General features: G+C 44.7%; 12 protein-coding genes, 1 pseudogene and 1 riboswitch. Of the genes and pseudogenes, 8 read left to right on the top strand and 5 right to left on the bottom strand.

Annotation, left to right across the window (positions count from 1 at the left end; translation table 11 throughout):
• The first annotated feature begins 524 nt into the window (after positions 1-524).
• The 3 genes from cimH (at position 525) to NSU05_RS19695 (ending at position 3,947) form a co-directional block, all read left to right on the top strand.
• Positions 525-1,877: a citrate/malate transporter CimH gene (gene cimH, locus NSU05_RS19685; protein ID WP_015714950.1), complete on the top strand. Its 1,353-nt coding sequence runs from the start codon at positions 525-527 to the stop codon at positions 1,875-1,877.
• A gap of 123 nt (positions 1,878-2,000) precedes the next feature.
• Positions 2,001-3,689 carry a M56 family metallopeptidase gene (locus NSU05_RS19690; protein WP_082200987.1) on the top strand — a complete coding sequence of 563 codons (1,689 nt, stop codon included), beginning with the start codon at positions 2,001-2,003 and terminating at the stop codon, positions 3,687-3,689.
• Positions 3,690-3,746: 57 nt separating this feature from the next.
• A complete protein-coding gene (locus NSU05_RS19695; protein WP_038429858.1) occupies positions 3,747-3,947 on the top strand; it encodes a hypothetical protein in 201 nt (66 codons plus the stop codon).
• A 13-nt stretch (positions 3,948-3,960) separates the two neighbouring features.
• On the opposite strand, the gene NSU05_RS19700 is transcribed toward NSU05_RS19695, so the two are convergent.
• From NSU05_RS19700 to NSU05_RS19710, 3 genes are all read right to left on the bottom strand, one after another.
• The gene (locus NSU05_RS19700; protein ID WP_003244194.1) at positions 3,961-4,800 is read right to left on the bottom strand and encodes a polysaccharide deacetylase family protein; all 840 of its coding nucleotides are present in this window, start codon (positions 4,798-4,800) and stop codon (positions 3,961-3,963) included.
• Between the two features lie 106 nt (positions 4,801-4,906).
• Entirely contained in the window at positions 4,907-6,004 is a 1,098-nt protein-coding gene (msmX, locus tag NSU05_RS19705) for a maltodextrin ABC transporter ATP-binding protein MsmX (protein WP_003242648.1), read from the bottom strand.
• Between the two features lie 120 nt (positions 6,005-6,124).
• Positions 6,125-7,018, bottom strand: coding sequence for a PucR family transcriptional regulator (locus NSU05_RS19710; protein WP_038429859.1), 894 nt, complete (start codon positions 7,016-7,018; stop codon positions 6,125-6,127).
• 183 nt (positions 7,019-7,201) lie between these two features.
• Between NSU05_RS19710 and NSU05_RS19715 the strand changes: the two genes are divergently transcribed.
• On the top strand, positions 7,202-8,659 hold the full coding sequence (locus NSU05_RS19715; RefSeq protein WP_038429860.1) for an aldehyde dehydrogenase family protein: 1,458 nt from the start codon (positions 7,202-7,204) through the stop codon (positions 8,657-8,659).
• A 41-nt stretch (positions 8,660-8,700) separates the two neighbouring features.
• Here the strand turns inward: NSU05_RS19715 and NSU05_RS19720 are convergent, their stop codons facing one another.
• Positions 8,701-9,537 carry a YitT family protein gene (locus NSU05_RS19720; protein WP_003242615.1) on the bottom strand — a complete coding sequence of 279 codons (837 nt, stop codon included), beginning with the start codon at positions 9,535-9,537 and terminating at the stop codon, positions 8,701-8,703.
• 76 nt (positions 9,538-9,613) lie between these two features.
• Positions 9,614-9,716, bottom strand: a riboswitch (guanidine-I (ykkC/yxkD leader).
• A gap of 270 nt (positions 9,717-9,986) precedes the next feature.
• Between NSU05_RS19720 and NSU05_RS19725 the strand changes: the two are divergent.
• Positions 9,987-10,193, top strand: a pseudogene (locus NSU05_RS19725) (DUF4352 domain-containing protein); the annotation flags it as partial.
• A 757-nt stretch (positions 10,194-10,950) separates the two neighbouring features.
• Here NSU05_RS19725 and galE read toward each other — a convergent pair.
• Positions 10,951-11,973 (bottom strand): UDP-glucose 4-epimerase GalE, encoded by a 1,023-nt coding sequence (gene galE, locus NSU05_RS19730; RefSeq protein WP_038429862.1) that lies wholly within the window; start codon positions 11,971-11,973, stop codon positions 10,951-10,953.
• Between the two features lie 227 nt (positions 11,974-12,200).
• On the opposite strand from galE, the gene NSU05_RS19735 reads away from it, so the two are divergent.
• From NSU05_RS19735 to yxjL, 3 genes are read left to right on the top strand one after another with little or no spacing between them, the layout of a single operon-like run.
• Positions 12,201-12,674, top strand: coding sequence for a CcdC protein domain-containing protein (locus NSU05_RS19735; RefSeq protein ID WP_038429863.1), 474 nt, complete (start codon positions 12,201-12,203; stop codon positions 12,672-12,674).
• A 17-nt stretch (positions 12,675-12,691) separates the two neighbouring features.
• Positions 12,692-13,909, top strand: coding sequence for a two-component system sensor histidine kinase YxjM (gene yxjM, locus NSU05_RS19740; protein WP_038429864.1), 1,218 nt, complete (start codon positions 12,692-12,694; stop codon positions 13,907-13,909).
• Positions 13,896-14,552: a two-component system response regulator YxJL gene (yxjL, locus tag NSU05_RS19745; protein ID WP_024571477.1), complete on the top strand. Its 657-nt coding sequence runs from the start codon at positions 13,896-13,898 to the stop codon at positions 14,550-14,552. Before yxjM ends, yxjL begins: the two co-directional genes overlap by 14 nt.
• The last annotated feature ends 29 nt before the right edge of the window (positions 14,553-14,581 follow it).

Consider the following 14,581-nt stretch of genomic DNA (forward strand, 5'->3'; position numbering starts at 1 on the left):
TAATTTGCTCACTACTTCACAAATAGAACCGAGACTTTGATCAGTAATTCACAAAATAGACGAAAAAAATATTGTTCAATATTTCACAAATGTGTCAAAAAGGCGTCCAATATGAGGCAAGATTGCCAGACTGACCAAATGACACAATCTCTGACTGGTTCATATTAAGTACTTTACAACGATTCATTTCAAAAATAAAGCCTAAAATACCTAAAAAGTCCCGCACTATGTGACGGATTTTTGTCTATTTTGTTGCTTATTTATGTCGGCTGCTAGGATAAATGACCCTTTATTATCGTACATCAACACATCGTTCCTTGCGAACAAAATGCTTGCCCTGCACCAGCACTCGTTTCTCCGCACTCCGTCATAAACAGATTTTAGTCAGAATGCCTCTTTTCATTTAAACCGGCAAGAGGAGGAAAGTTGAATAGTAAATTTTTAATATATTAATAATTTCAATTTTTTAGTATACTTAACATAGTGAACAATTTCACTGCATCAAGAATAGGGGAGGTTTTTCAATGGGAGAGCTTCAAACACAAATGCAATTGCAAACGGATACAATTCACGAAGGGGTTCGAAAAGAGAATTGGTTTGCGAAAGCCATGAATATAAAAGTAGGCATCATACCGCTTCCTGTGTATGCCTTGCTGTTTATATTAATCACTGTTTTTGTTATGCATCACGATGTAAAAAGTGACATTTTGACATCCATCGCCGTCATGGCGTTTTTCGGGTTTACCTTTGCCCAAATCGGCAAATCGATACCGATAGTTCGTTCTATCGGCGGCCCGGCCATCCTAGCTACTTTTATTCCGTCCGCTGTCGTGTACTATCACCTTCTGCCTAATGATATCGTCAAATCCACCACAGAATTTACAGAAAACTCAAACTTTCTATATTTGTTTATCGCCGGCATTGTCGTCGGAAGCATTCTCGGCATGAAAAGAGAAACACTCGTAAAAGCATTCATGAAAATTTTTATTCCGCTTATTGTCGGTTCTGTCACAGCCGCTATTGTCGGACTGGCTGTCGGGACATTGCTCGGACTCGGATTTCAGCATACCCTGCTGTACATTGTCATTCCGATCATGGCTGGAGGAGTCGGAGAAGGCGCTATCCCGCTGTCCATCGGATATTCTGACATCATGCCCATTTCTCAAGGGGAAGCGTTTGCACTTGTTCTGCCATCGATTATGCTGGGCAGCTTGTGCGCGATTATTCTAGCGGGATTGCTGAACCGCATCGGAAAGAAAAAACCGGAATGGACAGGCAACGGCAAAGTGGACCGCTCCGAAGAAGAGTCCCCTGCGCTGGAGGAATCTCAAAGCGGACAGCAAATGTTCAACCTTTCTTTATTTGCGTCAGGCGGTATCCTTGCTGTTTCTTTATACTTAGTCGGCATGCTCGCCCATGACTTTTTCGGATTTCCGGCACCCGTTGCCATGCTGTTACTGGCTGTTCTAATCAAGCTGTTCAGATTGGTGCCTGCCTCAATTGAAAATGGCGCGTTTGGAGTGTCCCGCTTCTTTTCAACAGCTGTGACCTACCCGCTTCTCTTTGCGATTGGGGTATCCATGACGCCGTGGGACAAGCTTGTCGCCGCTTTTAACCTCAGCAATATTATCACGATTCTGTCTGTCGTTGTGACCATGATGGCCGTTGGCTTCTTCACTGGAAAATGGCTGAACATGTATCCGATTGAAACCGCCATTATTAATGCATGCCATTCTGGGCAAGGCGGCACCGGTGACGTTGCCATTTTAAGCGCCGCTGAAAGGCTTGAGCTAATGCCTTTCGCCCAGGTGTCTACCCGCATCGGGGGCGCGATTACAGTATCCTTAACCTTATTGCTGCTTCACCAATTTTATTGATACACCTCGGAGCAAGTTCTTCGTCAAACGAAAGAGCTTGCTTTTTTGCATGTCCATATTTTTGCAAGTTCCCGCCTCATGCTATAGTAATAGTTGGAAATACTAGATAGAAAGGAATATGGCATGCCTATGGGAACTCATCTATTTCTCTTTATGCTACTCGGGCTGGGATTTTATTTGATATCAGCCCTAGCTGCAAAACTCATTCCGGCCATAGACTTCTGGATTGATATTGTTCTATGGGTCGGCGCTGCAGTTTACATCTTCTCTCATCTCTCATTCATGGACGGCATTGTCTCACTCGCGACAATGTTCTACTGCTATTGGACCGCAATGGATCTCATTGTTTCAGAGCGTGCGGAAAAACCTTCGGGAGACTGGCAGGAAATCGAGCTGGCCAGAAACAAAACACGTCTCCTGTCAGACATTACGCTGACCGCCATTGTGTTTGCAGGGGCTGTTATTTTTTTCATCTATGGACCTGACACAAGCCCTCTCAAATATGTGATCCTTCTCGGCATGATCTCCGGCGGAGGGGCACTGGTAAAGCGTATACTGAATGTTTTCAGCGTAAAGGTTTTTTATTCAGCTGCCTTAGAAAAATTGCATATCAGCTCACACTATGAAACCCGTACATACCCGCTTTCCGATTTGAAGGACATTCAGCTTGAATCAACAGCTGATCTCTTAAAGCTCCATCCGCTTCTGACGGTGTATTCATCCCGTTTAGATTTGACAACAAGCTTTCAGCAAGTCATTAAACTGTCTCTTCCCGGCGAAACACTGTTTCTGACGGTGAAGGAACCGCAAAAATGGAAAACAATTCTCCAGGAATACACAGATGCAGAAAACAATGTGGACAATGTGATTTCTGTTTTGCCGTTTTATCATAGAAAAAATGTGAAGCGGCTGCTCGGTAAGCTTTATTTTGCCGCCAGCGTAAAAGGGGTATCCGCTTACGCCTTATTGGTGCTCGCGTTATACGCATTACACGCCTCTCCATGGGTCATGGCTGTTGCCGTAATCCTATATTGGGTATTCAACATGTATATGTCAGACCGTGTGTTGCGGGCAGCGATGGACGCCAAGCCTTGTCATCATCCGCATGTACAGGCAGCGGCCGATATGATTTTCCGATCGGCCGGCATTTCCCATGTCCGCATATACGAAACGGAGAGTGATGATTACAACGGAATGGCAGTAGGCATGAATGTCGGGAGGTCAATGGTCATCCTGACAAGCGCCACACTAACACTTCCACAGCGTGTCATCGAAGGCATTCTGGCCCATGAGGCAATTCATATCAAAAAACGTGACGTTCTGTCATCACAGCTTTTGCGTTTTCTATATCTTGGAGCTGTCGTTGGGATTTTCCTCTTGTTTGAGCAGCATATCACCCATCCCGAGGCCCACAAAATTGCGCTTTGGGCTTTCATTATGGCAATCATTATCCTATTCCAGCTCTATCAATCCTTTTGTTCACAATGGATGGAGGTGCGTGCTGACAACCTTGGCGCATCCTTGCTGGAGGGCGGTTACAAACAAATGGCTGAAGCCTTGAGAATCTTGGCGGTTCGGCAGGATGAGGACATACAGAAACAAAGTGCCTACAGCTCTGAAGCAGGTGAAGACGAGCTTCAAATTGATTCTCTCACCCGTGATAAAAGCTGGCTTTTCAGACTGATTGATTTTCAGTTCGCTCCTCATCCCCCTATGTATTGGCGTGTCGGCACTTTATTGTCAAACAAAGGACATGGGGTGCTAAAGCGCTGGCTCAGAGACCGCCTGAAAGAATCAATCACTTTGAAATGAAACCGGTCAGCGTTTCATCCGTATAACAGATATGGCGAAAAAAGGGAGTGACGCGAAGTGATTGTGATCATCTTATTGTTTATATCTATTATAGTTTTTCTTTCAGTCATTCAGCCGCAGCCATCGGAAAATAAAAGCCGCCAGCAGGCGGACAGCGGGTATTTCGGTTATTCAGATCATAGCTCACACCATGATGGATGCAGCAGTGACGGAGGTTTCAGCGATTCCGGCTGTGGCGGCGGAGGGGGCGGCGATTAAACGCCGCCTTTTTTTATTTCATTGATTCGATGTACGCACCAAAAGCCGAGCCTGACATGCCTGGGGACACGCGCACACGATGGAGGGCATACATTCCCTGGTCTCTCGAAGCCGCGCCCGGTTCTGTCGTCACGCCCATTTGATAGCCTGTTTTTTCAGCGGCCTTCAGCGTCTCCTCATTGTAGCGCCCTACCGGATAGCTGATGATGGTGGTTTGCTGATGAAACATGTTGTCGAACAGCTTTTTCGAATCAGCCATCTCACTTTGCTGCTGTTGAGGCGTTAATCCGTTCAGCTCAAGGTGGTCAATCGTATGGCTTTCAATCGATATGCCGTGCTGTGCCATTTCCTTCATTTGTTCCTCTGTCAGATGGTGCTTATGTCCGATCGATTTGCCGATCATAAAAATCGTTGCCTTCATCCCGTACTTTTTCAGCACCGGATACGCATCTTGATAATTGTCGGTGTACCCGTCATCAAATGTGATCAGCACGCACTTCTCACTCGGTTTTTTATCCTGCGTCAGCATGAGAGATGCCTCTTTCGGCGTTAATGTCTGATAGCCGTTATCATGAAGCCACTTCATATGCGCCTCGAATTCTTTCTTTGGCACACGGAGGCTGTTTCCTGAAGAAATGCTGTGGTACATCAAAATCGGCAGCTTTGCCGGTTTCTCTGTTTTGATCCATGCGGATGTATCGTCTTCTTTTTTCTGAACTTGTACTGCCTTTTTTTCCGGTTTCTTTTGTTCCGCTTTTGGCATCGGCTGCTCTGCATTCGCCTCTTGATCAGCGCAAGCCGCAAGAGCCAAACAGCTGCCCAAAAGAAAGATGCTTAAAAACAATCGTTTCATCGTTCTCCTGCTTTCTGTCTATTTCTTCCTCCTTTTTCATCGGTTTGATTCTGAGATTTTCAATAGCAAAAAACCGGACATGTCTCCATGTCCGGTTTTTTTGATCCTATCGAATTCTCACTTCTGTCTCACTGTCAAAGAAATGGCCTTTATTCATATCAAATGCAACCGTCAGCTCATCGCCCGATTGAATATCGAGGCGGGCGTCGATCCGCGCAATAAAGTCTTGGTTGTCTATCTGCGAATAAATCATAATTTCAGAACCGAGCAGCTCTGCAACATTGATTTTCGCCTTAATCGAAGAGTTCTTATATGATTCCACGACAATCAATTCATCATGTATATCCTCAGGACGGATGCCGAAGATGACCTCTTTGCCGATGTAGCCTTTTTCACGCAGCACTTTCATTTTTCCTTCCGGGACGGTTAATGCCGCAGAACCGATTTTGATTAAGCCATCCGTGAGCTTTCCTTTGAAAAAATTCATCGCCGGTGATCCGATAAACCCGCCGACAAAGACGTTTTCAGGGAATTCATATACATCCTTCGGCGTCCCGATCTGCTGAATTTTCCCATCTTTCATGACTACAATCCGTGTCGCCATTGTCAGCGCTTCTGTCTGGTCATGCGTCACATAAATCGTTGTAGTCTGCAATCTCTGGTGGAGCTTAATGATTTCCGCCCGCATTTGCACCCTCAGCTTCGCGTCCAGGTTTGACAAAGGCTCATCCATCAGGAACACCTTTGCATCCCGCACGATTGCCCGGCCCAGCGCAACCCGCTGTCTCTGTCCGCCTGACAGCGCTTTCGGTTTACGGTGCAAATATTCCTCAAGCCCGAGAATTTTAGCGGCTTCTTCGACTCTTTTTTTGATTTCAGGCTTCGGCATTTTCCGAAGCTTGAGCCCGAACGCGATATTATCGTAGACCGTCATATGCGGATAAAGCGCGTAGTTCTGAAATACCATCGCGATATCCCTGTCCTTTGGCGCTACATCATTGACCCGTTTTCCTTCAATATAAAAATCACCTTTCGAAATTTCTTCAAGTCCTGCGACCATTCGCAGCGTCGTTGATTTCCCGCAGCCGGACGGGCCGACGAATACGATAAATTCCTTATCGGCAATATGAAGGTTAAAGTCATCAACCGCCGGTTCCTTCTGATCATAAAATTTATAAATGTGCTCCATCCGCAATTCAGCCATCTAACATCCCCCTTTGTTATTGTAAACGCTTTCTTATATTGAGTGTAACAGCAATTCCCTCTCGCTAAAATGGGCAGCGTTCATAAAATCACCCAGCCATTTTTCGTGCATATTTCCAATTTATTCTGAACTTTCATTTTGCAGGCAGATAAAATAGGCAAGAAGCGCGCCTTTGTACGATTTGATATCTATCCCTGACCGCTCAATAAATTTATCAATCCGATATTGCAGGCTGTTGCGATGCAGATGCAGCTTTTTCGCTGTTAATGTGACGTTTGAGTTGTTTTCAATAAACAGCTTAATGGTCTTCCTTAGCTCAGATTCACTTCCAAATAAAAGCTCAGCTTCTTCAGAGAGCAGTGTTTCCAGTTTTTCTTTTTCTGTTTCTAATAATAGAAAAGGAAAGATCATCTCAAAGGTCACACTCTGCACCTGAGGCAGCCGTTTTTCAGCAAACAGGAAATACGCCTGTTCACGAGCATAATGTTTTCGCAGACACTCATCCGGCTCGTAAAATCTTCCGGCGTAAAAACGGACACTGAAGTAGAAATCACTTTCAAGAACTTTTGCGAGCGATTCCAGTTCGCCCTTCTTCGCCGCCGCTTCACTTTCCTGCTCGACAATCACGCCTCTGTCCTCATGAATCCACACAATCACAAAAGACACCGGCCAAAAATGGCGAACCGCTTCTGTAAAGGACGTCCTTTCTATTTTGCCGAATAAATGAAAGTGAACAAATCTCGTCCGTTTCTTTATGTACGCCGGCAATTCCCCTCTGGAAAAAAGGAACGAAAACCACTTGTTTTCCTCAGGTGATTTCATAGACAGTTGATTGCCCTCATCCGCAGGCGTCAAAAATGATTGCAGCACCAATACTTCTTTTTCACTGATCTCTGTTTTCGGAATGGAGATATATCTCTGATTGCTCTCATCAAAAAAACATAGACAGCCTTCCCTTATGCAAAGCTCCTCAGACACAATCGAACCGGGATAAATAGCCAGCAGCGATTTCATAGAGTCTCCTCTCTTATGTAAGGATCTGTATATTCAGTATAAGGCGAAACACACATGTTCTCCACTAAAAAAGAGTATATCCGGTATAGATAGACGAGAAACTGAAAGGGAAACCTCATTCGTTTACATATTGGCTTCAGCGGAAATAGAAGAGGATATGCAGGACCAAAGGAGGGCCATCTTATGAGTTTCGAAACGTTAAACAAAAGTTTTATCAACGGAAAATGGACTGAGGGAGAAAGCGGACGTACGGAGGACATTTTGAATCCGTATGACCAGTCTGTGATCACAGCAGCATCTTTGGCAACGGGCAAACAGCTGGAGGATGCGTTTGACATTGCACAGAAAGCCCAAAAAGAGTGGACCAAGAGCACAACGGAAGACCGAAAAGCCGTCCTGCAAAAAGCGCGCGGCTATTTACAGGAAAACCGTGAAGACATCATTATGATGATCGCCCGCGAAACTGGCGGAACGATCATTAAATCAACAATCGAGCTGGAACAAACGATTGCGATTTTAGATGAAGCCATGACGTATACTGGTGAGTTAGGCGGCGTCAAAGAGGTGCCATCCGACATTGAAGGGAAAACCAATAAGATTTACCGCCTTCCGCTAGGTGTCATTTCATCGATTTCTCCATTTAATTTTCCAATGAATTTATCTATGAGATCCATTGCGCCCGCAATTGCGCTGGGTAACAGTGTTGTTCACAAGCCTGATATCCAAACTGCTATTTCCGGCGGGACCATCATTGCGAAAGCGTTTGAACACGCCGGCCTTCCTGCGGGTGTCCTCAACGTCATGCTGACGGATGTAAAGGAAATCGGGGACGGCATGCTCACCAATCCAATCCCGAGATTAATCAGCTTTACGGGATCAACAGCAGTCGGGCGCCACATCGGTGAAATCGCCGGGCGTGCCTTCAAACGAATGGCACTTGAGCTCGGCGGCAACAATCCATTTGCCGTTCTTTCAGATGCGGATGTCGATCGTGCTGTGGATGCCGCGATTTTCGGAAAATTTATTCACCAGGGACAAATCTGTATGATTATCAACAGGATCATCGTTCATCAAGATGTATACGATGAGTTTGTAGAAAAGTTCACCTCCCGTGTCAAACAGCTTCCGTACGGCGATCAAACCGATCCGAAAACCGTTGTCGGCCCGCTGATCAACGAGCGCCAAATCGAGAAAGCGCTGGAGATCATTGAGCAGGCAAAGGCAGACGGCATTGAGCTTGCGGTTGAAGGAAAACGCGTCGGAAACGTGCTGACGCCGTACGTCTTTGTCGGTGCGGACAACAACAGCAAAATTGCCCAAACGGAGCTGTTTGCCCCAATCGCAACCATTATTAAAGCTGGCAGCGACCAGGAAGCGATTGACATGGCAAATGATACTGAATACGGCCTCAGCTCTGCGGTTTTCACTTCTGATTTAGAAAAAGGCGAAAAGTTCGCCCTGCAAATTGACAGCGGCATGACCCATGTCAACGACCAGTCCGTCAATGATTCGCCGAATATTGCCTTTGGCGGAAACAAAGCAAGCGGTGTCGGCCGTTTCGGCAATCCGTGGGTCGTCGAGGAATTTACCGTGACGAAATGGATTTCGATACAGAAGCAATACCGCAAATATCCGTTCTAAATGAAAAAATCCCTCTGTTTCAAGTACAGAGGGATTTTTCTTTATTTAGATATATCCACAAACCCTTCGCCAAACACATCGCGTACGTCATGTACGATCACAAACGCTTTTTTGTCGCAGCTTCTGATGATTTTTTTCAGCATAGACAGCTCCTGTTTGTTAATGACGATATACAAAATCTCTTTTGATTGGCCCGTATAATTTCCCTTCCCTGATAAAATCGTCACGCCCCGATCCATCAAGGTATTTACCTGCTCTGCAATCTCACTCTTATTTTCTGAAATGACCGTAATGGCTTTTTTCGTATTCAAACCTTCAATAATGAAGTCCATCACTTTGGTACCGATATACAGCATCACGATCGTAAACATCATTTTTTCTGCACCAATAATAAAATAAGAGCTAAATACTACGATTAAATCAAAAAACAAGAGTGCATAGCTGATATTCCAGTCTAAATATTTATTAGCAATTCTGGCCAGAATCGCGGAACCAGCCGTCGTCCCGCCGACCCGGATAATCATGCCGATCCCCACTCCCGCAAATACACCTGCGAAAATCGTATTAATGATCAATTCATCAGACGGAATGCTCCACCCATGTGTCAGATGAAGAAAAAGCGAATTTGCCGCAACCGCAATGATCGTATAAACCGTTGTTTTTCCATCCAGAAACTTGTAGCCGATTAAAAGCAAAAACGCATTTAAGATAAAGTTCGTGACACCAGGAGACCATTGAAACAGATAATACAATATCAGCGTAATCCCAGTGACTCCGCCTTCCCCAAGATCATTGGGAATCGCAAATAAATTAACCGCAAGCGCGAAGAAAAAAGCGCCAATCACAAGCATAAGTACATCCAGCATTCTCTTTTTCATCACGAAAACACTCCTTCTCATTGTTCTGTTCTAGCAAATAAAAAAACCCAGGAGAACGCTCTCGAAAAAGAGCAGAAACTCCTGGGCTTTTATCCCACCGTGTCATAACAGCCAAGCTGCTATGTGTTTTCTCTCGGTCACAGTCCAATTTGCATTGCGGAACCCTAGAAAACCACTGTTTTTATCATATCCTTTTCACTTTCCAATATTAGCATTATAAGGGACGGTTCGAATTGGTTCAAGGGGTATTTGCGGAGTTTTCGTCGGTAAATTAATAGGAATAAAAAAGATGACTGCTGTTAATAAATGAAAAATTTCACCGATATGATACAAAGTACCTTTTTTAAGAAAAAACCAAAATAATATTTCTGATTTATCATTGACTACACATAAATATATAGGCAAAATAGAATATATATTAAACATTTAATTACATAGGAGGAAATATTATGTCAGGTAAACTAACACACTGTAAAGCTTGCGGTCAAGAGATTGCAAAGGGTGTTAAAAAATGTCCGAACTGCGGTAAAGACCAACGTAATTTTTTTATGAGACATAAAATCATTACGATCATTCTAGCGATAGTACTCATTATCATTATTGCAAACATTGGAAACAGTGGAGATTCCCAAGCTTCTACTACAACAACCAGCTCCGATTCTAAAAAGTCGACAAAAACAGTACAAAAGACCGATATAGAAAAACTATATACCAATGCCGATCAATTTAAAAATTATAAAGTTGATCTGTATGTAAAGGTTTTTGACGTTGAACAAGACGATGATGGTACATATCTTCAAGGCTACAACAATCCAGAAAAGTTAAGCAAAAATACGCTTATAATGAGCGACGACTCTGATTTAGACATTAAAGATGACGACATTATTCATGTAGTCGGTACGGTGAAAGACAAATATGATGGTGAAAACGCTTTGGGCGGTTCCGTTTCAGCACCGAGAATCATTGCCGATTCCATCGAAAAAAGCGACTATGCAACAGCTTTTGCTCCAGCTCAAAAAACAATTAACGTGAATAAAACACAGAATCAACACGGATTTGCACTCACGCTTCAAAAAGTGGAACTTGCTGAAAAAGAAACTCGCCTTTATGTAAAGATAGAAAACAAATCACAAGATGAAATCAGCTTTTATGACTTCAATGCCAAAATTACAGCTGATAATAAACAGATTGAGCCTAAATCCGACCTTTCTGAGTATCCTGAAATCCAAAGTGAAATCTTACCGGGAGTTAAAACTGAAGGGATTATTGTTTTCCCTAAAATCGACAGCAAAACGGCAAACATTATTTTAGAAGGATCTTCCGAAAACTACGATATTACAATCAATCCATTTACATTTGAAATAAACTTAGATAAATAAAAAGAAGGGCTAGGGAAAAACCCTGCCCTTCTTTTTATGATTTTACACTCTTATACCCATTCACATTAGAAGACTGCCATCTCCAGGAATCAGCGCACATTTCCTCAAGGCCGCGTTTCGCTTCCCAGCCCAGTTCCCGCTTGGCTTTCGCAGGATCTGCAAAGCATGTGGCGATGTCTCCCGGGCGACGGTCCGCAAAACGGTACGGAACCTCTTTCCCTGACACTTTTTCAAAGGCTTTGACCATTTCAAGCACGCTGTAGCCTGTGCCTGTTCCAAGGTTGTATGCATCGGCTCCTGTAGAGTTCAATACTTTTTCCAGCGCCTTGACGTGGCCTTCTGCGAGATCAACGACGTGAATATAATCGCGTACGCCTGTCCCGTCTTTTGTCGGATAGTCATTTCCGAATACGCTTAATTGCTCAAGCTTCCCGACAGCTACCTGTGCCACATACGGCATAAGGTTATTTGGGATTCCGTTCGGGTCTTCACCGATCCGTCCGCTTGGATGCGCGCCGAACGGGTTAAAGTAACGAAGCAGCGCAACGCTCCACTCATTGTCGGCTGTATGCAAATCACGCAATATTTGTTCAAGCATGAGCTTTGTCTGCCCATAAGGATTTGTCGCGCCTAATGGAAAGTCCTCCGTAATCGGCGATGTTTCCGGAACGCCGTACACTGTCGCAGATGAACTGAATACGATTTTCTTGACGCCGAATTTCTCCATGGCCTCGCATAAAATAAACGTTCCTGTCAGATTGTTATGATAATATTTGAGCGGAATCGCCACAGATTCACCGACTGCTTTTAACCCAGCAAAATGAATTACAGCTTCGATTTCATTTTCAGCAAAAACCTCATCTACCGCTTCCCGGTCCAATAAATCCGCTTCGTAGAACGTTAAATCTTTTCCCGTAATCTCCTTGACACGGTTCAGCGCTTCAGCCGAACTGTTAGACAGATTATCAAGAACAACAATCTCGTAGCCGCTGTTCAATAGTTCAACACATGTGTGGCTGCCAATGTACCCGGCCCCGCCAGTAACAAGTATTGCCATGATGTAACCCTCCTAAAAAATGACCTGTTTTCATTATATAGTGTTTAAAACCGGTCCACATCCATTTTTAAGAAGTTTAATCGTTTATTAATAGTTTTTTCATATATTATCAGCATTTTCATACCTTTATGCAGCGTGAACAAGTATAGCAGCTGAAAAATCAATCTGCCGGTTGACGTTTTTCTTTCCCTTTTTCGCTATGCTTAATGCAGAAAGGATTTGATGACATGGCGATGAGCCCATATATTTTTATTGTATTGATTCTTATTATTTTATCGATGTACCGAGAGAGAGCTGTCAGACCCGGGAAGTTGCTGATCATTCCACTGCTGCTCTTATGGGGCGTATCTGCATCGTTTCAGCCGGCGTATTTTCATTCCGTATTACATGTGGCGATCAGCGGCATTTTATTACTGATCGGGCTGGTCTGCGGGTTTGGCATTGGAAAGATGGTAAACGTGCGGATTCACCCGGAAACCGGAAAGGTCACTTCACGCGGCTCCCTTGGAAGTGTTATTCTCATTCTAGTGATACTTTCTTTGCGTATGGCCGCGAGAACATGGCTGCCTGATAGCAACGAGATGTTTATTGCCATTATTCATTCTATGTTCTTCGTTCCCCTCGGCACCATCACAGCCCGTAACATCATGCTTTATAAAGCTTACAGACGGCTGACCGCTGGCAAAGTATCCATTCAATAACTGAAAGAAGGACCAGCATGAACGGACAATCTCCGGCTCGGCACTACAAGAAGCTTGTGCCGAGCCTTATTCTCATTTTGAATTGCATACAATTTTTATCTCATCCAACTAAGGCTGATCCCATTTTGTTAGCATTTTTATTTGCGGTATACTTAGCATTCATTTGGATCATTCCCTATGTGGTATCCACTGCTGTTCATTTGAGCATATTCATCGGACTCTGGCTCCTGACCGATTTCTTTTGGGCTGTTTCCGGCCAAGAGCAGGGTGCCGCCTATTTTTTGATTGTATTTTTAATGATATATGCCGCCTTTAGACTCCCTTCACGGCTATCCTTGATCTTCACAGCATGTTTAATTGGAGGCAACATATTACTCCTATCCTCACATGGAGGAAGCTTGAATACCATCATCAGCAACATCTCGATCATGATCGGACTCTACGTCTTCTTCTCCTCCATGCGTTTCAGACGAGAAGCGAGAAGGGAGGCTGAACGAAATCATGCTGAATTGGCGAAAATGCATGTGCAGCTGGAGCATGCTCATAAAGAACTCCAGAAAGCGCATGCAGAGCTGCAGGAGGCTTCTGTTCTTTCATTAAGGTACGCGGTCCTTGAGGAACGTACAAGAATCGCCCGCGACATTCATGACAGCATCGGTCACGAGCTGACTTCTGTGATTGTTCAGCTTCAATCTCTTCCCTATATCCTTAAAAGCAGCAAGGAAGATTCAGAAAAAGTCATTCAAAATGTACTGAGTGTCGCCAGGGAATGTCTTCAAGAAGTACGGTCTGTCGTTCACCAAATGGGCCGTAGTGAATCGATGGTGGGGCTTACCGCTTTGCGGGGGCTCATTCATCAAGTGGAGGAACGGAGCGGCTTGTACGTTTCTTTAGATACTGCCGGACTGTCAGAAGAGTCTTGGCCTCCAAACGTGAGCGAAACGATCTACCGCATCTTGCAGGAAGCGCTGACCAATATTATTCGTCACGCTGACGCTTCCCATGCGGCGGCCGTCATTTCTAACGACAAGTCCCATCTCTATGTCACAATCACCGACGACGGACAATTCACCGGCAGCCTTACTTATGGATTTGGCCTAACAGGAATGAAAGAGCGCGCAGAAAAAGCAGGCGGTTCCCTTACTTTCAGTGCCATACAGCCGAGCGGCCTGAAAATTGAGCTGTCATTGCCGCTCATGACAACGAATAAGGAGCAAAAAGATGAACAAAGATAAAATACGCGTCGCGCTTGCCGATGATCAGCCGCTTGTGCGTGAAGGCTTCCGCTACGTCATCAACGCACAGACGGATATGACGGTTTCTGGCGAGGCCGGCGACGGTCACGATATTATAGCACTCGCAAAACAAACAAAACCCGATGTCATCCTCATGGATGTCCAGATGCCGCGTTGCTCAGGCATCGAAGCGGCGAAAGACATTATGTCCGCACTTCCAAATACAAAGATAGTCATTTTAACCACCTTTGACACGGAAGAATACGTATTTGAAGGCATCCGTGCGGGCGCAGTCGGCTATCTGCTGAAGGATACACTTCCTGAGGAGTTGATAGATGCGATTCGCGCTGCGGCGAGAGGCGAGGCGATTTTCCGTACAGTCACAGCTGCTAAAATTATCAGTGAGACATTTCGAGCGAAGCAACAGCCCCATGCCGAAGAACTGGCAGAGCCGTTCACCAAAAGAGAGCTTGAGGTTCTTCAGCAAATGGCCTACGGATTGAGAAATGAGGATATTGCTGAAAAGCTTTTCGTCAGTGAAAGCACTGTGAAAACCCACGTGCACCGCATCCTGCAAAAATGCAATGCCCAAGACCGGACACAGGCAGTCGTTTTTGCCATTCGAAACGGTATTGTGCAATAGAAATCTCTCATCCCGCCATGCTAAAATAA

The sequence above is a fragment of the Bacillus sp. EU52 genome (assembly GCF_037964975.1).
Taxonomy (GTDB): domain Bacteria; phylum Bacillota; class Bacilli; order Bacillales; family Bacillaceae; genus Bacillus; species Bacillus subtilis.

What these genes read in the sequence shown, in the direction of transcription:
- cimH (WP_015714950.1), top strand. Translation starts at nt 525, where the DNA reads ATGGGAGAGCTTCAAACACAAATGCAATTGCAAACGGATACAATTCAC.
- NSU05_RS19690 (WP_082200987.1), top strand. Translation starts at nt 2,001, where the DNA reads ATGCCTATGGGAACTCATCTATTTCTCTTTATGCTACTCGGGCTGGGA.
- NSU05_RS19700 (WP_003244194.1), bottom strand. Translation starts at nt 4,800, where the DNA reads ATGAAACGATTGTTTTTAAGCATCTTTCTTTTGGGCAGCTGTTTGGCT.
- msmX (WP_003242648.1), bottom strand. Translation starts at nt 6,004, where the DNA reads ATGGCTGAATTGCGGATGGAGCACATTTATAAATTTTATGATCAGAAG.
- NSU05_RS19710 (WP_038429859.1), bottom strand. Translation starts at nt 7,018, where the DNA reads ATGAAATCGCTGCTGGCTATTTATCCCGGTTCGATTGTGTCTGAGGAG.
- NSU05_RS19715 (WP_038429860.1), top strand. Translation starts at nt 7,202, where the DNA reads ATGAGTTTCGAAACGTTAAACAAAAGTTTTATCAACGGAAAATGGACT.
- NSU05_RS19720 (WP_003242615.1), bottom strand. Translation starts at nt 9,537, where the DNA reads ATGAAAAAGAGAATGCTGGATGTACTTATGCTTGTGATTGGCGCTTTT.
- galE (WP_038429862.1), bottom strand. Translation starts at nt 11,973, where the DNA reads ATGGCAATACTTGTTACTGGCGGGGCCGGGTACATTGGCAGCCACACA.
- NSU05_RS19735 (WP_038429863.1), top strand. Translation starts at nt 12,201, where the DNA reads ATGGCGATGAGCCCATATATTTTTATTGTATTGATTCTTATTATTTTA.
- yxjM (WP_038429864.1), top strand. Translation starts at nt 12,692, where the DNA reads ATGAACGGACAATCTCCGGCTCGGCACTACAAGAAGCTTGTGCCGAGC.
- yxjL (WP_024571477.1), top strand. Translation starts at nt 13,896, where the DNA reads ATGAACAAAGATAAAATACGCGTCGCGCTTGCCGATGATCAGCCGCTT.